Below are 17,118 nucleotides of genomic sequence, written 5' to 3'. Positions count from 1 at the left end.
GAGGACGGGCGCTGGGCGCGGTCGTCACGTCCGCTGCGGTCGTCGCGGCGCTCGGGACGCTCGGCGCGGGCCGCGCGCTCCTCGCGATCCCACCGGGGGCTGCGCTCCGAGCGGGGGGCCTTGGTCCGGGAGGGACCGTCGGGCTGGCCGCGGTGGTGCTTCTTGGGGCCCTTGGACTGGGCGGCGGCCTTCTGCGACGAGGTCCAGCGCGGCTTCTTGGCGCCGGGGGAGGTGTTCTTGGGCATGGTTGAGCACTCGATTCGAGTCGATGGTGGGGGCGTTGACAACCCTCCACGGCGACTTCTGTGTCAACGAGATCAAGCGGGCAGAACGCAGGCGCCGGACGTGGCGCAAGGGTCCATGTTACCAGCGATCGACGTCCGGACCTGCCAGCCGACGGTTCGCGAGGGTGGCTGCGAGGGCCCCGAGGGCGACGCCGGCGACGTCCGCGACGGCGTCCCACGGGTCCCCGGAGCGGCTCGCGAGCAGTCGACCCTGGACGACCTCGCTCACCGGTGCGTGCAGCGCCATGACCGTCACCACCGGCAGCAGCGGCAGCCGGGCGAGCACCGCGAAGAACACGGGCAGGCCGAACACGAAGACGTGGACGAGCTTGTCCCCGTAGGGGAACGACCCCCCGCCGACCCCAGAGGGTGCGTAGATGACGACGAGCTGGACGAGCAGCGCGACGAGCGCCGGGGCCAGGGCCCACCGGCGCGACCCGGAGCTCACGCCCTCACGGGATCGCGGTCTTGCCGGTCGCGGCCGCGGAGACGGCGGCAGCGACGACCTCGGCGACACCCGGGTGGAAGACGCTGGGGATGATGTACGTCGCGTTGCGCTCGTCGTCCTTGACGACCGCCGCGAGGGCGTCGGCCGCGGCGAGGAGCACCTCGGGGGTGAGCACCTTGGAGCCGGAGTCGAGCAGCCCGCGGAAGACGCCCGGGAAGACGAGGACGTTGTTGATCTGGTTGGCGAAGTCGGAGCGACCCGTCGCGACCACCCTGGCGTACTTGGCCGCGTCGACCGGGTCGACCTCGGGCGTCGGGTTCGCCATCGCGAAGACGACGGCGTCGTCGGCCATCGTCGCGATGTCCTCACCGGTGAGGATGTCCGGCGCCGACACGCCGAGGAAGACGTCGGCTCCGGCGAGCGCCTCGACGAGGGTGCCGGTGAACCCGTCCGCGTTGGTGTGCTCGGCGATCCACGTGTGGTTGGGGTGCTCCCCCGACATGACGTCGTCACGACCGAGGTGGATGACCCCGTGCATGTCGGCGACGACGACGTTGCGCGCACCGGCGTACAGGAGCAGCTTGAGGATCGCGGTCCCCGCCGCACCCGCGCCGCTCATGACGAGCCGCACGTCCTCGAGGCGCTTGCCGACGACGGCGAGGGCGTTGCGCATCGCCGCGAGCGCGACGATCGCCGTGCCGTGCTGGTCGTCGTGGAAGACCGGGATGTCGAGCTCGGCGCGCAGGCGCTCCTCGATCTCGAAGCAGCGCGGGGCCGAGATGTCCTCGAGGTTGATGCCGGCGAAGACCGGCGAGATGGCCTTGACGGTGGCGATGATCTCCTCGGTGTCGGTGGTGTCGAGGCAGATCGGGAAGGCGTCGATGTCGGCGAAGCGCTTGAACAGCGCCGCCTTGCCCTCCATCACCGGCATGGCGGCGAGCGGGCCGATGTTGCCCAGCCCGAGGACCGCGGTCCCGTCGGTGACCACGGCGACGGTGTTGCGCTTGATCGTCAGCCGCCGGGCGTCCTCCGGGTTCTCGTAGATCGCCATGCAGACGCGGGCCACACCCGGGGTGTAGATGAGCGAGAGGTCGTCACGGTTGCGGATGGGCACCTTGGACTCGATCCGCAGCTTGCCGCCGAGGTGCATGAGGAAGGTGCGGTCCGAGACCCGGCCGATCTCGACGCCCTCGACCCCGCGCATCTTCTCGACGATCTCGTCGGCGTGCTCCGGGTCGCGCGTCATCAGGGTCACGTCGACGCGAACGCTCTCGTGTCCCGAGGCGGTGACGTCGAGACCGGTGACCACCCCGCCGGCCTGCTCGACGACCCCGGTGAGCTCGCTCACGGCGGTGGCACGCGCCGGGACGACGAGCCGGACGGTGACGGAGTTGGCGGCAGAGGGGAGGGCCATGGGCACGATTCAACCCGCTACTCGCGAGTTCGACGCAATCGACCCGCCCGATCGCCGCGCCCTACAGTGACCCCCATGAGCGACCACGTGGAAGTCACCGGTCATGGCGTGCACTCCGTGGTCCCCGACCTCGTCGTCGTGCGCGCCCGCGTCCAGTGCGACGCCGGTGACGTGGCCGGCGCCCTCGAGCAGGCGTCGTCCCGGACGGCCGCGGCGCTCCAGGCCGCCGCCGACCACGGCGTGGAGGCGCGGGACAGGCGCACCGACGACGTGGGGATCCACCCGCGCCACGACCAGCACGGGCAGAGCGTCGTCGGCTACACGGCATACCAGGCGCTCCACCTCACGGTCCGCGACCCCTCCCGCGTGGGTGCCCTGCTCCAGGCCCTGGCGGGCGCGGCCGGGGACGCGCTCGCCGTCGACGGCATCGAGATGGCGGCGGAGCACAGCCCGGCCGCCGTCGAGGCGGCGCGCGAGGCGGCCTTCGCCGACGCGAGGGCGCGGGCCTCGCACTACGCCGCGCTCGCCGGCGTCACGCTCGGCAGGGTCGTCGCGATCCGCGAGGGCGGCGCCGAGGACCACCGGCCGCGCCCGATGATGGCCCGCTCGGCGGACGCGTTCCGCGGGGCGATGCCGGTCGAGGGCGGCACCCACGCGGTCTCGACCTCCGTCACGGTGCGCTGGGAGCTGTCGTGAGCTGGCTCGACGCCCTCGGCTGGTTCGGGTCCGCGCTCCTCGTCTTCTCCCTGCTCCAGGCACGCATCCTGCGCCTTCGCCTCCTCAACACCGTCGCCTGCGGCATCCTCACCGTCTTCAACGCCCTCATCGAGGTGTGGCCGATGGTGGCGATGAACGTCGTCCTCGCCGCGATCAACCTCTGGTTCATCGCGAAGCTGCTGCGGGACAAGAACGACGCCGACGCCTTCCGGGTCATCGAGGTCGAGGAGGACGACGCCTACTTCCAGCACTTCCTCGACGTCGAGCGCGCCGAGATCGCCAGGTTCAACCCGGGGTTCACCGGCGTGACCGAGTCCGCCTCACGCTTCGCCTACCTCGTGGTCCACGGGCACGAGACCGTCGGCGTGGTCGTGGTGCGCGACGTCGGCGACGGCGTCGGACAGGTCGAGCTCGACTACGTCACCGCGCGCTACCGGGACTTCACGCCCGGCGAGTTCGTGTGGCGCCACAGCGGCCTGTTCACCGGCCACGGGTGGCGCACCATCCGCACTCCCGACGCCATGGTGGGCGCCTACTACGAGCGGATCGGCTTCCGCCGCGACGGCGGGGCCTGGGCGCTCGACATCGCCGGCGTCGCGCGCCCCTGAGCCGCGCCCCTCCCCCGCCCGGTCGGAGCGGTCAGGCCTCGGCCCCGAGGTGGCGCCGCACCGCCGGGGCGAACGGGCTCCACGCGAACCAGTGCGGCAGCGCCCGCCTGAGGTGTGCGGGTCCGGTCAGCGCGAGGCTGCCCTCGGAGAGCGCGTGCCCGTAGGTGACGATCCCGGAGAACACCCGCATGAGCGCCACCGGGTCGGTGGTGACGACGAGGTCGTTCTCGAAGCCCGGGGGGTCGGTGCACACGGACGTGTCCCGCCGCTCGATGACCATCCAGATCCGCGTGGGGTCGGCGCCGGTGTAGTCGAACTCGACGACCGTGCGGTGCGCGGGCAGCTGGTCGGCCACGAGGCGCCGCGACATCCACCAGGTGAGGGTGACGGGGTCGACCTCGCGAGGCTCCGGCTCGCTGAACATCCACCGCACGGCCCACTCCCCCGCCGCCATGATCACCCCCTCGAGGTCACGCCCCGCCGGCGTGAGGTGGTACTCGTGACCAGCGGGCAGCGCGACCCTCTCGACGACGCCCTTGCGCTCGAGGTGGTCGAGCCGCTGCTTGAGCAGCGACCGGGAGATCCCCGGCAGGCCACGGTCGATCTCGTTGAACCGGCGGCCGCCGAGCACGAGCTCGCGGATGATCAACGGCGTCCAGCGCTCCGCGAACACGGAGCTGGCCAGCGCGACCGGGCAGTACTGGGAGTACTCCTTCACCTCTCGAGTGTGGGGCCGCGCCCGGCGCAAGTCCAGAAACTGTCCCGTCGGGGTCCAGTTCCCGCTCTGGCCGGGCGGGTCGCAGGGGCGCCACGCTCGACCCACACACCCCGCACCCAGGAGGAACCATGAGCACCACCTTCGACCCCGTGGCCTTCAAGAGCACGACGCGCACCCAGTGGGAGTCCGCCGCCGAGGCGTGGCACCGGTGGGGTCCCGCCGTCGAGTCCTGGCTCGGGGAGGCGACCGAGCGGATGCTCGACGACGTCCACCTCACCGCCGGGTCGCGTGTCCTCGACGTGGCCGCGGGCGCCGGTGGCCAGACGCTCGCCGCCGCCCGCCGAGTGGGCCCGACGGGCCACGTGCTGGCCACCGACATCTCCCCCGCGATCCTCGAGTTCGCCGCGGCCGAGGCGGCCCGGGCGGGACTGGACACCGTCGCCACCCTGGAGGCCGACGGCGAGGACCTCTCGGCGGTCGCGGACGGGAGCGTCGACGCGGCGATCTCCCGGGTCGGCCTCATCTACTTCCCCGACCAGCGCCGGGCGCTGGGCGAGATCCGACGCACGCTCCGGCCGGGTGGCCGGATCTCCGCCGTCGTCTACTCGACGCCGGAGCGCAACGGCTTCTTCTCGATCCCGGTCGGGATCATCCGCCGGGTCGCCGGCCTGCCGGCACCCGGTCCCGGACTGCCCGGTCCGTTCAGCCTCGGGGGCCCGGGGGTGGCGGAGGCCGCGTACGTCGACGCGGGCCTCGTCGACGTCAGCGTGACCCCCGTCCCGTCCCCGGTGCGCCTGGCGAGCGCCGCGGAGTGCGTGCGGTTCGAGCAGGAGTCGTTCGGTGCCCTGCACCAGATGCTCTCCGGCCTGGACGAGGGCGCTCGGGACGACGCGTGGGCCGAGATCGAGGAGGCGCTGGGTCAGTTCGACGGACCGGACGGCTTCGTCGGTCCCTGCGAGATGCTCGTCGTGTCGGGCACCCGCCCCTGACCGTCGTCCCGACGGTGCCGGTCGAGGGTGATCCTCACGCGGTGGCCGGTGATGACGACGGCCAGCCACGCCAGGCCCACCGCCCACCCGGCGACGACGTCGGTGAGCCAGTGGTGGCCGAGGAACACGCGGGACAGCCCCATGCCGACGACGAGGACGCCCAGCACGACGATGACCAGCGCCCGCACTCGCCTGCGGTTGATCCAGAGGACGAGCAGGTATGCCGTGAGCCCGAGGATGACGGTCGCGTTGAGCGTGTGCCCCGACGGGAAGCTCGGTGAGGTCTCGAACGGCGGCACGGCGAGCGACTCCGGAGGGCGCAGCCGCGCGGTGAGCTGCTTGCCCGACACCGTCATGGCCAGCGACCCCAGGCCGGCGATGGCCATGAGGACGACGGGCGTCCAGCGTCGCCACAGGAGCGCGAGCCCCACGGCGACGACGACCGCGACGACCGGCATGACGACGGGGCCGCCGAGGTCGGTGAAGTGGGTGGCCAGCTCGGACCGGAACGGGGTGCGGGCGGCCACGGCCGCGTCGAGCACCGGCTGGTCGACGGCGGCGATGCCGTCGCGGTCGACCACGTCCTCGTAGACCTCGGCCGTGGCCGCGGTGAAGCCCCAGACGAGGGCGAGACCGACTCCGGCGGTGAGGAGCAGCGCGACGTTGGACACCGACCAGCGCAGGACGCCGGCCACGAGCCGGGCGGTGGGCGCCACGAGGCGCACGAGCAGGCGCCCGAGCGCCGAGCGCCAGTCGGCCAGGTCGCGTGCCCCCACGCGCTCCTCGTCGTGGGGTGCGGGAGGCTGCGGGTCGGCGGACGGCATACGAGATCGTCACACATCCGGACACACGAACACCCGGCACGGTCAGCGAGGCTGACCGACCGGGTGTCGGGCGGTGGGATGACCACGGTGGTGGAGGTGGCGGGAATCGAACCCGCGTCCACTGACGGGAAACCAAGACTTCTCCGGGTGCAGTGCGCTACGGATTTTCTCGGCCCCAGGGCTCGCGCGCACACGTTCCCTGACAGGCCCAGTCGGATTGGAGTCCCACGCCACCCCCCGACAAGGGTGACGCAGCAAGTTCTCTAGCTGACGCCAGACACTGAGTCGAGAACTACCTCAGGCTGACGGACTTCGGAGCTCGCTCAGGCGGCGAGGGCGAAGTCGGTGCGCTTGGAGTTGGCACCTATTGGTTTGCACGGATCGTTAACGAGATAACCGTGCATCCTCGACCCGCTTCTCTTGATCCGCCGATCAATGTCGAAACCGATCACCCCCGTGAGGGGGCTCATCCCACGCTGTTCAGTTGTCTTCGCCGGTTGCAACACCGGACGTGCCTCCAGTATGCCGGGTCGTCACGACAGCGACCAACCGAATGGCCCGGCGGAGGCCGGTGCAGTGGTGGGCGTCAGGAGACCGCGGCTGCGATGGCCTCGGCGAGCGGGGTCGTCGGGCGGCCGAGGAGGCGCGAGAGGTCACCGGTCTCGACGAGCAGCCCCCCGTGCTTGAGTCCGTCGTCGCTGGACGCGAGAGCCTGGGCGTAGCCCTCGGGCAGCCCGGCGCCGACGAGGGCCGCGGCGTAGTCGGCGACGGTGAGGTCGCGGTAGGCCACCGGCGTCCCGGACTGCTCGGACAGCTCGGCCGCGTACTCGGCGAGGGTGAAGGCCTGGTCACCACCGAGCTCGTAGACCTGCCCGGCGTGGCCGTCCTCCGTGACGACGACCGCGGCCGCCTCGGCGAAGTCGGCGCGCGTCGCCGCGCTGACCCGGCCCTCCCCCGCGGCGCCGAGCACCGCGCCGTGCTCGAGCTGCACGGGGAGCTGCGAGGTGTAGTTCTCGACGTACCAGGAGTTGCGCAGCAGCACGGTGGGCAGACCCGAGGCGGCGAGCGCCTCCTCGGTGGCCCTGTGCTCCCCGGCGAGACCGAGCGACGACGTGTCGGCGCGCACGATGCTCGTGTAGGCGACGAGCTCGACGCCGGCACGGACGGCGGCGTCGACGACGTTCTGGTGCTGCTGGACGCGTCGGCCCACCTCGCTGCCCGAGACGAAGAGGAGCCGGTCGACCCCGGCAAGGGCCGCGTCGAGCGAGGCCGCGTCGTCGAAGGACCCGGTCCGGACGGTGACGCCGCGCTCGGCGAGGTCGCTCGCGCGACCCGCGTCGCGGACGAGGGCGACGACGTCGCCGGCCGCGACACCGCGGGCGAGGAGGGAGTCGATGGCGAGGCGGCCGAGCTGGCCGGTGGCACCGGTCACGAGGATCGTGGTCATGGGATGGGGCCTTTCGAGGTGGGTCACGCGGAGCTGACACTGGGGCAACGGGCTGCCGACCGGCATACTTCCCATTGGTGAGTACCCACTTTGAAGTAAGGTACGGACATGCTGGTGAGCACCGCCCTGCGCGAGTCCTTCCCCGACGGCGTCTTCGTGGCGGGCTGCCCCAGCCGCACCGTCCTCGACCACGTCATGAGCAAGTGGGGCCCGCTCGTCCTCCTCGCGCTCGCCGACGACGAGCCGGTGCGGTGGAGCGAGCTGCGCCGTCGGGCCGAGGGCGTGAGCGAGAAGATGCTCGCCCAGACGCTGCGCACGCTCGTCGCCGACGGGTTCGTCCACCGCGAGGCGCGGCCGGTCGTCCCGCCGCACGTCGAGTACTCCCTCACCCCGAGAGGTCTCGAGCTCGCCGCGCTGCTCCAGCCGCTCATGGTGTGGATGGTGCAGAACGCCCCCGAGATCCTCGAGGGCGCCGCCGCGAGCCAGGCCTGAGGCGCGGGAGGGTCAGCCGACCGCGTGGACGCGCTCCCACGCGTCGCCGCCGAGGGCGATGGCCGCGGCCGGGAACAGGCCGTTCTCCTCGCGGTCGATGTGCCGGCGCAGGGCGACCTCGAAGTCCGCCATGACGTCGTGGCGGCCCCCGGCGATCGCGGACAGCTGCGCGTCGAGGCCGTGGTGCTCGGCGCACAGCTGGTCCACCTCGTCGGTGAACTCCTCGTCCTGCCGCAGCTCCGCGAAGAGGGAGCGCTCCTCGCTGGCCGTGTGCGGGTCGAGCATCCCGGCGAGCGCCGCGGCGCTCGAGGCGATGTCGGCCTCGACACCCGAGGCGACGCTGCGCCGCAGGTCACCGAGACCGTTGACGATGTCCTCGTGCTCGGCGGTGAAGCGGCCGATGATCTCGATCGCCTGGCACCCGCAGTAGCTGCACATCTGCCGATCGTGCCACGCGCGTCGTCCGGGTGTCGCGGGGCTCTCAGGCCGCCGCGGCGATCCCCTGCTCGGCCGGGTCCTCGGCGAGCAGGAAGCGCTGGAGCCCGGCGAGGTCGTCGGTGTTGAGGACGTCCACGTCGGCGGCGACGAGCTCGCGCCACAGCGCCTCGCGGTTCGGCAGGGCCGCGTCGGGGGTCGCCCAGAAGCGGACGTCGTGGCCGGCCGCGTGGGCCTGCGCGACGATGGCGCGCAGCTTCTCGCGCTCGGCGGCCGGCATCGGGCCGACGCCCCGCCAGGTGAAGTACTTGGTCCAGTTGTCGCTCACCAGGGGCATGAGCGAGGCAGGGATGCCCGCGCCCAGGTCCGGGAGCCGGCCGTCGTAGAACGAGAACCGGGTCGTGGCCGCCCGCATCGCGGCGAGGTCGCGGTTGCCCGAGATCACGGCGGTGACGGCGCGCTCGTGGACCCGGCCCTGACGGTAGGCGGTGACGAGCTGCGGGTACGCCGCGAGCTGGCTGTCGATGACGGGCCAGGCCGCCGCGCCGGCGCTCTTGACGTCGATGAGGAGCCGGAACGACGCGTCCCACCGCGGGTACACCGAGCCGCCGTTCTCGCGGAGGCGCTGGGCGAGCGGCTCGAGGTAGGTCTCCCGCAGGGTGCGGTCGAGGTCGGGGCCGTCGTGCCCGATGTAGAGCTCACCGTCGACGAGCCACACGTCGGCCTCGGCCGAGGTGAAGCCGTGGTCGAGGGCGTCGAGCAGGGGGCGGTCGTGCTCGTAGTCGTTGTGGGCGTGCGCACGCTCCAGCGGCTGCACGCTCGACTGGTGCGGTGGGGCCGCGACGGCACCCGGCACGGCGACGAGGCCGGTGCACAGCAGCGCGGTGAGGAGGACGAGGACGCGGGCGAACGGCATACGGGTCATGGATCCACCCTGCCGCGTCACGGTGGATCGCGCGCGTCGAGGACGCGTCGAGCGTCCGGACTGTGGGCGAACGGTCTCACGGGCTGGTCGGTCACTACGCTTTCCGCAGACCGTTTCCCCTTCCTCCGGAGGTATGCCGTGTTCCGCAAGGTCCTCGTCGCCAACCGTGGGGAGATCGCCGTCCGGGCGTTCCGCGCCGCCACCGAGCTGGGCGCCAAGACCGTGGCCGTCTTCCCCCACGAGGACCGCAACTCCGAGCACCGCCTCAAGGCCGACGAGTCGTACCAGATCGGCGAGGAGGGCCACCCGGTCCGCGCCTACCTCGACCACGCGAACATCGTCCGCGTCGCCGTGGAGTGCGGCGCCGACGCGATCTACCCCGGGTACGGCTTCCTGTCCGAGAACCCCCTCCTCGCCGAGGAGTGCGCGGCGCACGGCATCACGTTCATCGGGCCTCCGCCGCGGGTGCTGCACCTCACCGGCAACAAGTCCAAGGCGATCGCCGCCGCCCGCGAGGCGGGGCTTCCGACGCTGCGCGGGTCCGAGGCCGGCACCGATCTCGACGCCCTCGAGGCCGCCGCCGGCGAGATCGGCTTCCCCGTCTTCGTCAAGGCGGTCTCCGGCGGTGGGGGCCGTGGCATGCGCCGAGTCAACGACCGGTCCACCCTGCGCGACGCCCTCGAGGCGGCCCAGCGCGAGGCCGACGCCGCGTTCGGCGACCCGACGCTCTACATCGAGGAAGCCGTCATCGACCCTCGGCACATCGAGGTGCAGATCCTCAGCGACGGGACCGACGACGGCACCGGCGACGCGAACGGAGGTGTCCTGCACCTGTACGAGCGCGACTGCTCCGTGCAGCGGCGCCACCAGAAGGTCGTCGAGATCGCCCCGGCACCCAACCTCGACCCCGGGCTGCGCGACCGGATGTGCGACGACGCGGTCCGCTTCGCGCGCGAGATCGGCTACGTCAACGCCGGCACCGTGGAGTTCCTGCTCGGCAAGGACGGCCGCTACGTCTTCATCGAGATGAACCCGCGCATCCAGGTCGAGCACACCGTGACCGAGGAGGTCACCGACGTGGACCTCGTCGTCTCCCAGATGCGGATCGCGTCCGGCGAGACCTTCGAGGAGCTCGAGCTGCGCCAGGAGGACATCGTCCTGCGCGGCGCGGCGCTCCAGTGCCGCATCACCACCGAGGACCCCGCCAACGGGTTCCGCCCCGACGCCGGCACGATCACCGTCTACCGCTCGGCGGGCGGCGGCGGCGTGCGCCTCGACGGCGGCACCGTCTTCGTCGGAGCGCGGGTCTCGCCGCACTTCGACTCCATGCTCGTCAAGCTCACCTGCCGTGGCCGCAGCTTCCCGATGGCGGTCCGTCGGGCGCGACGGGCGTTGGCGGAGTTCAGGATCCGTGGCGTCTCCACCAACATGAGGTTCCTCGAGGGCGTCCTCGCCGACCCGGTGTTCCAGGCCGGCGAGGCGACGACGTCGTTCATCGACGAGCGACCCGAGCTGCTCACCGCGCGCACTCCGGCGGACCGGGGCACCAAGCTCCTCACGTACCTCGCCGACGTCACCGTCAACCAGCCGCACGGGCCGGCGCGCACCCACGTCCGGCCGCGAGCCAAGCTGCCCGCGCTCGACCCGGACACGGCGGTGCCCCCCGGCTCGCGCGACCTGCTCCAGCGGGTCGGGCCGGCCGAGTTCGCGCGACTGCTGCGCGAGCGCACGTCCGTGGCGGTGACCGACACGACGTTCCGCGACGCCCACCAGTCGCTCCTCGCCACCCGGATGCGCACCCGCGACCTGCTCCACGTCGCCGGCCACGTCTCGCACCTCACCCCCGAGCTGCTCTCCATGGAGGCGTGGGGCGGCGCGACCTACGACGTGGCCCTGCGCTTCCTCAGCGAGGACCCGTGGGAGCGCCTGTCGCTGCTGCGGTCCGCCATGCCCAACATCCCGCTCCAGATGCTGCTGCGCGGCCGCAACACCGTGGGCTACACGCCCTACCCGACCAGGGTCACCGACGCGTTCGTCCACGAGGCGGCCCGCACCGGACTCGACATCTTCCGCATCTTCGACTCGCTCAACGACGTCGGCCAGATGCGCCCCGCCGTCGAGGCCGTGCTCGCGACCGACACGGCGGTCGCCGAGGTGGCGCTCTGCTACACCGGCAACCTCAGCGACCCGGGCGAGACGCTCTACACGCTCGACTACTACCTCCGGCTCGCCGAGCAGATCGTCGACACCGGGGCTCACGTCCTCGCCATCAAGGACATGGCCGGCCTGCTGCGCGCACCGGCTGCCCGCACCCTCGTCACCGCCCTGCGCGAGCGGTTCGACCTCCCGGTCCACCTCCACACCCACGACACCGCCGGCGGCCAGGTCGGCACCCTGCTCGCGGCCATCGACGCCGGGGTCGACGCGGTGGACGCCGCCTGCGCGTCCATGGCGGGCACCACGAGCCAGCCGTCGCTGTCGGCCCTCGTCGCCGCGACCGACGGGACCGAGCGCGCCACGGGCCTCGACATCGACCACGTCTTCGCGCTCGAGCCGTACTGGGAGGCGGTCCGACAGCTGTACGGCCCCTTCGAGAGCGGCCTGCCCTCCCCCACCGGCCGGGTCTACTTCCACGAGATCCCCGGTGGCCAGCTGTCGAACCTGCGCCAGCAGGCGATCGCCCTCGGCCTCGGGGACAGGTTCGAGGACATCGAGGACATGTACGCCGCGGCCAACCGCATCCTCGGGAACATCGTCAAGGTCACTCCGAGCAGCAAGGTCGTCGGCGACCTCGCCCTCGCGCTCGTCGGCGCGGGTGCCGACCCGGCCGAGTTCGAGGAGAACCCGACGAGGTTCGACATCCCCGCCTCGGTCATCGGCTTCCTCGAGGGCGAGCTGGGCGACCCCCCGGGGGGCTGGCCGGAGCCGTTCCGCACCAAGGCCCTCCAGGGGCGCCACGGGAAGCCCCGGGACACCGAGCTGACACCGGAGCAGGAGAGCGCCCTCGAGGCCCATCCACAAGCGACCCTCAACGAGCTGCTCTTCCCGGGCCCGACCCAGGACTACCGCACGTCCACGGAGCGCTACGGCGACCTGTCCGTGCTCGGCACCGTCGAGTTCCTCCACGGGCTCGACCACGGCCGCGAGTACGAGGTGGAGATCGAGGCCGGCAAGCGGCTGCTCCTCGGGATCTCCTCGATCGGCGACGCCGACGCCAAGGGCATGCGCACCGTGATGTGCACCCTCAACGGCCAGTTCCGCCCGATCACCGTCCGCGACGCCTCGATCCAGGTCGACGTCAAGGCCGCGGAGAAGGCCGAGCCGGGCAACCCGGCCCACGTCCCGGCCCCCTTCGCGGGGGTCGTCACGCCGGCCGTCGCCGAGGGTGACACGGTCGCGGCGGGGGACGTCGTCGCCACCATCGAGGCGATGAAGATGGAGGCCAACATCACCGCACCGAGTGCCGGAACGGTCGAACGGCTCGCCATCGGGGGCCACCAACAGGTCGAGGGCGGAGACCTCCTGCTCGTCCTCCACGGGTTAACCTGACAGGGCATCCGTGCGTCAAGACGTGGCGCCTCGAGGGTGCAGATCCCTTTCCGCACGACCAAGGAGCTTCACCATGGGTATCGGAGACAAGATCGACAACATGACTGACGACGCCGCGGGCAAGGCCAAGGAGGCCACCGGCAAGGCGACCGACGACGAGGGCCTCGAGGCCGAGGGTCGCGCGGACCAGTCCAAGGCAGACCTCAAGCAGGCCGGCGAGAAGGTCAAGGACGCCTTCAAGAACTGAGCCGCCCGCAACGAGCACGAAGGCCGGTCACCCCACAGGGTGACCGGCCTTCGTCGTCGGTATGCCGGTAGGCGCGTTCGGGAGGAGTCGGGCGGATGGCCGTGCGCGCGTTCGGGACGAGTCGGGCGCGGGAGTCGCGGGTATGCACGTGCGCGCGTTCGGGACGAGTCGGGCGGATGGCCGTGCGCGCGTTCGGGACGAAGTCCCGACTGAGCGTGCACGGTCATCCGCACGACGAGCGCGTCCACCGTGCAGTGAGCGGATCAGCCGAGGGCGTCGAGCAGCGCCTTGGTGAACGCGGGCAGGTCGTCGGGGTTGCGGCTGGTGATGAGGTTGCCGTCGACGACGACCTCCTCGTCCTTCCACGTGGCGCCGGCGTTGCGCAGGTCGGTCTGCAGGCTGGGCCACGACGCCAGCGTGCGTCCCTTCAGGACGCCGGCCTCGATGAGAGTCCACGGCGCGTGGCAGATGGCGGCCACCGGCTTGCCGGACTCGACGAACGCTTTGATGAACGCGACGGCGTCGGCGTCCATCCGCAGGGCGTCCGGGTTGGCGACACCCCCCGGCAGGACGAGCGCGTCGAAGTCGTCGACGGACGCGTCCTTGACGAGCCCGTCGACCGGACGGGTCTCCGCCTTGTCGAGGTGGTCGAAGGTCTGCACCGTGCCGGGCTCGGTGCTCAGCAGCGTGGCCGAGTGGCCGGCGCCGGTGACGGCGTCCCAGGGGTCGGTGAGCTCGACTCGCTCGATGCCTTCGGGTGCAGTGAGGAATGCGATCGTCTTGTCCATGCCCCCCACGCCATCACGGATGGCACCGACCCACCACCTCCCTAGGGAGGGAGCCTGCGGGCATCGAGTCGTCCGTATGCCGGTGCGCGCGTTCGGGACGAAGTCCCGACTGAGCGCGCGACGGCATACGCACGACGCCTGGAGTGGGTGCGAGTACGTATGCCGGTGCGCGCGTTCGGGACGAAGTCCCGACTGAGCGCGCACCGGCATACGGACGACGACCGGATGGATCGGGCGAGCGGTCACCAGGACCCGCCGCCACCTCCCCCTCCGCCCCCGCCGGAGAACCCTCCACCCCCGGAGAACCCGCCACCCCCGAGCCCGGAACCGCCCGACGACCCGGGCGTCGACACGAACGTGCCCGCGGCCTGCGTCGAGAAGGAGTCCATGCTCGAGGCGACGTGGCCGAAGTTCCAGCCGACCATCGGGCCGAGGTACCACGTGGGGGCCGCGATGACGTGACCCGCGGCCGCCGCCGCACTGGCGACCTCCTCGAACACCGACGCCCAGCGGTCGGCGAGGCCGAACACGATGGCGTAGGGCAGGAACCTGCTGAAGACGTCCTGCGCCTCCTCCCACCGGATCTGGTTGGCCTCCGCCGTGGCGATGTAGCGCTCGAAGCCCTGGGCCTGGGCGAGGACCGCGCTGCCCTCGGCGGTGCGCGAGGCCATGCGCCGCCCGAGGACCTGGACGATGAGCCCGGCGACGACGAGCCCGCCTCCGAAGACCCACCCCATGCCGACGAGCGAGCTGCCACCGAGATCGCCGAGGGCCGGTGTGAGGAAGAAGAGGGCGAGGCCGCCGAGGATGAGCAGGAGGATCCCGAGACCGGACCACGCGGAGCGCTGCGCGTCCGGTGAGCGCCGGAACCAGTGGCGCTGCACGGCCTCGGTGTACATCATCTCCTGGACCTGCTTGAGCGTCTCCGCGAAGGTGTTCTTCAGCGAGGACAGGCGGTTGGCGTCGCCGGAGGCGAAGATCCCGTCGAGCAGCCGCTGCTCGTAGGGCGACAGCGCCGCGGCCCCGGCGGGCGGGGTGGTGCGCTGCAGGAGCCAGTCGTCGCTGCGGAAGCGGCCGCGCTCCTCGTTGGTGAGGGTGAGGTGCCCGCGGACGGCGAGGTCGATGAGGGTCGCCGTGACGTCGACGACGTCGGCCTTCTCGTCCATGATCGTGCCGACCATGCCGGGCTGGACGCCGGCCGGTGGCGTGAACTGCACGGCGACGGTCGGTGCCCCGCCCCGCACGACGGGCACGCTCTCCCCCGCGCCGGGCGTGAGACCCGGGGTGAGGCCGGCGTAGACCTCGTCGCGGCCCCGGGTCCAGACGAGGACCCCCATGAGGCCACCGGCGAGGAGCGGGATGAGGAGGCCGCCACCGGCGAGCGCGGCCCCGACGTACCGCTGCTGGGTGTCGGTGAGCGTCGGCCCCGGGTCGTAGCCGCCGCCGTAGCTCCCGTCGGACCCGGTCTCGCGCAGGTCGGGGGCGAGGTCGCCGAAGGCGGTCCGGGGCCAGGACACGACGATGGTCGCGCCCTGGCCGGGGTTGATGTCGGGGATGGTGAACCTCGACGTCGCGCCCGGGGCCCCGGTGCAGGCCGTGTCCTCCTGGAGCGCGCCGTAGTAGCAGGCGACCCGGGTCGCGGGCTCGGGGCCGGTGACCTCGGCCGTCACGCCGCGGTACACGTACTCGTTCGAGGGGTCGATGTGGTTGTAGTACAGCTCGGCGGTGCCGTCACCGACGTCGTTGACGACGTTGCCGAGGGTGTAGCTGATGACGTACTCCTGCACGCCGGAGACGGTCTCGTCGGCGTTGCCGATGCGGACCTGCTCGTAGGCGCCGAAGTCGGAGATGTCGACGTCCGTGGGGGCGCCCGTGGGCGAGGACACCTCGACGTCGGACAGCTCGTAGTGGCGGTACTGCGTCGCGGAGTCCTGGTAGCCGGCGCGGACCTGGATGGTCCGGAAGATCCCGTGGCGCTCCTCCCCTTCGGGGAAGTCCCAGCGGATGCGCTGGGTGACGTCCATCGACCCGTCGCGCTGGACGGCATACGACACGGCGAAGCCGACCGCGTCGTCGTCCATGGGCAGGAAGCCGACCAGCGACGTCGGGGCGGGAGGCGCCGCGAGCGCCGCGCCGACCGGGAGGACGACAGCAGCCAGTGCCAGGAGGCCGGCTGACCAGACCCGCAGGCGACGCTGCACGCGCTACCCCCTCGTGCCGAGCGCGCGCTCGGCCTCACGACGGTCCTGGCGCTCACGCAGCGCGTGGCGCTTGTCGTACTCCTTCTTGCCCTTGGCGATGGCGATCTCGACCTTGGCCCGCCCGTCCTTGAAGTACAGCTGGAGCGGGACGATCGTGTGGCCGCTCTCGCGGGTCTTGTGCATGATCCGGTCGAGCTCCTTGCGGTTGAGCAGGAGCTTGCGACGGCGGCGCGGCGTGTGGTTGGTCCACGTGCCCGAGATGTACTCGGGGATGTGGACTCCCTCGAGGTAGAGCTCGTCGCCGGTGAAGCTGGCCCAGCCGTCGACGAGCGAGGCGCGCCCCATGCGCAGCGCCTTGACCTCGGTACCCATGAGCACGAGGCCGGCCTCGAAGGTGTCCTCGATGAGGTAGTCGTGGCGCGCCTTGCGGTTGCTCGCGACGAGCTTGCGCCCGTCGTCTTCCTTCTTCTTGCCGGAACCCTTGGCCACGGCGCTCACCTCCCTCGAGTCAGTGCGTCAGGCTACTGCAGCGTATGCCGTGTGCGCGCCGACGTTCTGCGTCAGAGGTAGTTGCGCGGGTCGACGAACTCGCCGTCCTCGTAGACCTCGAAGTGGAGGTGGCAGCCGTTGGAGTTGCCGGTGGAGCCCTCGTAGCCGACGACCTGGCCGCGCTTCACGCTGCCGCCGCGGGTGCGGATGCTCTCGAGGTGGTTGTACGTCGTCGCGAGGTGCACGCCCCCGATGACGCCGTGGTCGACGACGACGCGGTTGCCGTAGCCGCCGCGCGAGCCGGCCTCGATGACGACGCCGGCAGCGGCGGCCTTGATCGGCGTTCCGCAGGGGGCGGCGTAGTCGCGGCCGCTGTGCAGCCGCCACACCCGGTCGATGGGGTGGAAGCGCATGCCGAACTCGGAGCTGATCCATCCCTCGGTCGTCGGCGCGCTCAGCGGGCCGCTGCTGCTCGGGGCGGCCGGAGGCCGGGTGGTGGAGCCGGTGCCGGAGCCGCGGCTGGGTCGGACGGCGGCCGCGGCG

At 72.0% G+C, this 17,118-nt stretch carries 17 protein-coding genes, 1 other RNA gene and 1 pseudogene; 6 read left to right on the top strand and 13 right to left on the bottom strand.

The genetic code is table 11. The features are described from left to right. From N801_RS16520 to N801_RS16510, 3 genes and pseudogenes are all read right to left on the bottom strand, one after another. Nucleotides 1-245: pseudogene (locus tag N801_RS16520) on the bottom strand (DEAD/DEAH box helicase); the annotation flags it as partial. Nucleotides 246-363: 118 nt separating this feature from the next. Next, nucleotides 364-732, bottom strand: a complete 369-nt coding sequence (locus tag N801_RS16515; protein WP_035940194.1) for a hypothetical protein — start codon at nucleotides 730-732, stop codon at nucleotides 364-366. A gap of 4 nt (nucleotides 733-736) precedes the next feature. Then, on the bottom strand, nucleotides 737-2,146 hold the full coding sequence (locus tag N801_RS16510) for an NAD-dependent malic enzyme (RefSeq protein WP_035940192.1): 1,410 nt from the start codon (nucleotides 2,144-2,146) through the stop codon (nucleotides 737-739). A 75-nt stretch (nucleotides 2,147-2,221) separates the two neighbouring features. Between N801_RS16510 and N801_RS16505 the strand changes: the two genes are divergently transcribed. Both N801_RS16505 and N801_RS16500 read left to right on the top strand, forming a co-directional pair. Continuing rightward, entirely contained in the window at nucleotides 2,222-2,842 is a 621-nt protein-coding gene (locus N801_RS16505; RefSeq protein WP_052113228.1) for an SIMPL domain-containing protein, read from the top strand. Continuing rightward, nucleotides 2,839-3,471 (top strand): hypothetical protein, encoded by a 633-nt coding sequence (locus N801_RS16500; protein WP_035940190.1) that lies wholly within the window; start codon nucleotides 2,839-2,841, stop codon nucleotides 3,469-3,471. Before N801_RS16505 ends, N801_RS16500 begins: the two co-directional genes overlap by 4 nt. A gap of 31 nt (nucleotides 3,472-3,502) precedes the next feature. On the opposite strand, the gene N801_RS16495 is transcribed toward N801_RS16500, so the two are convergent. Beyond that, entirely contained in the window at nucleotides 3,503-4,189 is a 687-nt protein-coding gene (locus tag N801_RS16495) for a winged helix-turn-helix transcriptional regulator (protein ID WP_035940188.1), read from the bottom strand. Between the two features lie 128 nt (nucleotides 4,190-4,317). Between N801_RS16495 and N801_RS16490 the strand changes: the two genes are divergently transcribed. Then, entirely contained in the window at nucleotides 4,318-5,178 is an 861-nt protein-coding gene (locus tag N801_RS16490) for a class I SAM-dependent methyltransferase (RefSeq protein ID WP_035940186.1), read from the top strand. On the opposite strand, the gene N801_RS16485 is transcribed toward N801_RS16490, so the two are convergent. The 3 genes from N801_RS16485 to N801_RS16480 form a co-directional block, all read right to left on the bottom strand. Beyond that, complete coding sequence (locus N801_RS16485; RefSeq protein WP_084109148.1) at nucleotides 5,109-6,002, bottom strand: phosphatase PAP2 family protein; 894 nt, start codon at nucleotides 6,000-6,002, stop codon at nucleotides 5,109-5,111. The two genes, N801_RS16490 and N801_RS16485, sit on opposite strands and share 70 nt — an antisense overlap. An 88-nt stretch (nucleotides 6,003-6,090) precedes the next feature. Next, nucleotides 6,091-6,458: a transfer-messenger RNA gene (ssrA, locus tag N801_RS20385) on the bottom strand. A gap of 130 nt (nucleotides 6,459-6,588) precedes the next feature. Then, a complete protein-coding gene (locus tag N801_RS16480) occupies nucleotides 6,589-7,449 on the bottom strand; it encodes an SDR family oxidoreductase (RefSeq protein ID WP_035940184.1) in 861 nt (286 codons plus the stop codon). A 108-nt stretch (nucleotides 7,450-7,557) separates the two neighbouring features. Between N801_RS16480 and N801_RS16475 the strand changes: the two genes are divergently transcribed. Further along, complete coding sequence (locus N801_RS16475; RefSeq protein WP_035940182.1) at nucleotides 7,558-7,941, top strand: winged helix-turn-helix transcriptional regulator; 384 nt, start codon at nucleotides 7,558-7,560, stop codon at nucleotides 7,939-7,941. Between the two features lie 12 nt (nucleotides 7,942-7,953). On the opposite strand, the gene N801_RS16470 is transcribed toward N801_RS16475, so the two are convergent. Both N801_RS16470 and N801_RS16465 read right to left on the bottom strand, forming a co-directional pair. Beyond that, on the bottom strand, nucleotides 7,954-8,379 hold the full coding sequence (locus N801_RS16470; RefSeq protein WP_035940180.1) for a hemerythrin domain-containing protein: 426 nt from the start codon (nucleotides 8,377-8,379) through the stop codon (nucleotides 7,954-7,956). A 43-nt stretch (nucleotides 8,380-8,422) separates the two neighbouring features. After that, nucleotides 8,423-9,301 (bottom strand): phosphatidylinositol-specific phospholipase C/glycerophosphodiester phosphodiesterase family protein, encoded by an 879-nt coding sequence (locus tag N801_RS16465; RefSeq protein ID WP_342666921.1) that lies wholly within the window; start codon nucleotides 9,299-9,301, stop codon nucleotides 8,423-8,425. Nucleotides 9,302-9,439: 138 nt separating this feature from the next. On the opposite strand from N801_RS16465, the gene N801_RS16460 reads away from it, so the two are divergent. Both N801_RS16460 and N801_RS16455 read left to right on the top strand, forming a co-directional pair. After that, nucleotides 9,440-12,850 (top strand): pyruvate carboxylase, encoded by a 3,411-nt coding sequence (locus tag N801_RS16460; protein WP_035940178.1) that lies wholly within the window; start codon nucleotides 9,440-9,442, stop codon nucleotides 12,848-12,850. Nucleotides 12,851-12,923: 73 nt separating this feature from the next. Continuing rightward, nucleotides 12,924-13,097, top strand: a complete 174-nt coding sequence (locus N801_RS16455) for a CsbD family protein (RefSeq protein WP_035940177.1) — start codon at nucleotides 12,924-12,926, stop codon at nucleotides 13,095-13,097. Between the two features lie 263 nt (nucleotides 13,098-13,360). Here N801_RS16455 and N801_RS16450 read toward each other — a convergent pair whose 3' ends face one another. From N801_RS16450 to N801_RS19950, 4 genes are all read right to left on the bottom strand, one after another. Next, nucleotides 13,361-13,885: a type 1 glutamine amidotransferase domain-containing protein gene (locus tag N801_RS16450; protein WP_035940174.1), complete on the bottom strand. Its 525-nt coding sequence runs from the start codon at nucleotides 13,883-13,885 to the stop codon at nucleotides 13,361-13,363. A gap of 242 nt (nucleotides 13,886-14,127) precedes the next feature. Continuing rightward, nucleotides 14,128-16,086, bottom strand: coding sequence for a DUF2207 domain-containing protein (locus N801_RS16445; protein ID WP_052113227.1), 1,959 nt, complete (start codon nucleotides 16,084-16,086; stop codon nucleotides 14,128-14,130). A gap of 3 nt (nucleotides 16,087-16,089) precedes the next feature. Continuing rightward, a complete protein-coding gene (gene smpB / locus N801_RS19955) occupies nucleotides 16,090-16,584 on the bottom strand; it encodes an SsrA-binding protein SmpB (RefSeq protein WP_052113226.1) in 495 nt (164 codons plus the stop codon). A 62-nt stretch (nucleotides 16,585-16,646) separates the two neighbouring features. Then, on the bottom strand, nucleotides 16,647-17,118 hold a 472-nt coding region (locus N801_RS19950; protein WP_156996842.1), incomplete at its 5' end, for a M23 family metallopeptidase.

It is taken from the genome of Knoellia aerolata DSM 18566 (assembly GCF_000768695.1).
Taxonomy (GTDB): domain Bacteria; phylum Actinomycetota; class Actinomycetes; order Actinomycetales; family Dermatophilaceae; genus Knoellia; species Knoellia aerolata.
Note: the sequence above shows the minus strand (reverse complement) of the source record. Positions and strands in the feature narration are given on the sequence as shown.

What these genes read in the sequence shown, in the direction of transcription:
- N801_RS16490 (WP_035940186.1), top strand. Translation starts at nt 4,318, where the DNA reads ATGAGCACCACCTTCGACCCCGTGGCCTTCAAGAGCACGACGCGCACC.
- N801_RS16480 (WP_035940184.1), bottom strand. Translation starts at nt 7,449, where the DNA reads ATGACCACGATCCTCGTGACCGGTGCCACCGGCCAGCTCGGCCGCCTC.
- N801_RS16505 (WP_052113228.1), top strand. Translation starts at nt 2,222, where the DNA reads ATGAGCGACCACGTGGAAGTCACCGGTCATGGCGTGCACTCCGTGGTC.
- N801_RS16475 (WP_035940182.1), top strand. Translation starts at nt 7,558, where the DNA reads ATGCTGGTGAGCACCGCCCTGCGCGAGTCCTTCCCCGACGGCGTCTTC.
- N801_RS16455 (WP_035940177.1), top strand. Translation starts at nt 12,924, where the DNA reads ATGGGTATCGGAGACAAGATCGACAACATGACTGACGACGCCGCGGGC.
- N801_RS16485 (WP_084109148.1), bottom strand. Translation starts at nt 6,002, where the DNA reads ATGCCGTCCGCCGACCCGCAGCCTCCCGCACCCCACGACGAGGAGCGC.
- N801_RS16450 (WP_035940174.1), bottom strand. Translation starts at nt 13,885, where the DNA reads ATGGACAAGACGATCGCATTCCTCACTGCACCCGAAGGCATCGAGCGA.
- N801_RS16510 (WP_035940192.1), bottom strand. Translation starts at nt 2,146, where the DNA reads ATGGCCCTCCCCTCTGCCGCCAACTCCGTCACCGTCCGGCTCGTCGTC.
- N801_RS16470 (WP_035940180.1), bottom strand. Translation starts at nt 8,379, where the DNA reads ATGTGCAGCTACTGCGGGTGCCAGGCGATCGAGATCATCGGCCGCTTC.
- N801_RS16465 (WP_342666921.1), bottom strand. Translation starts at nt 9,301, where the DNA reads ATGACCCGTATGCCGTTCGCCCGCGTCCTCGTCCTCCTCACCGCGCTG.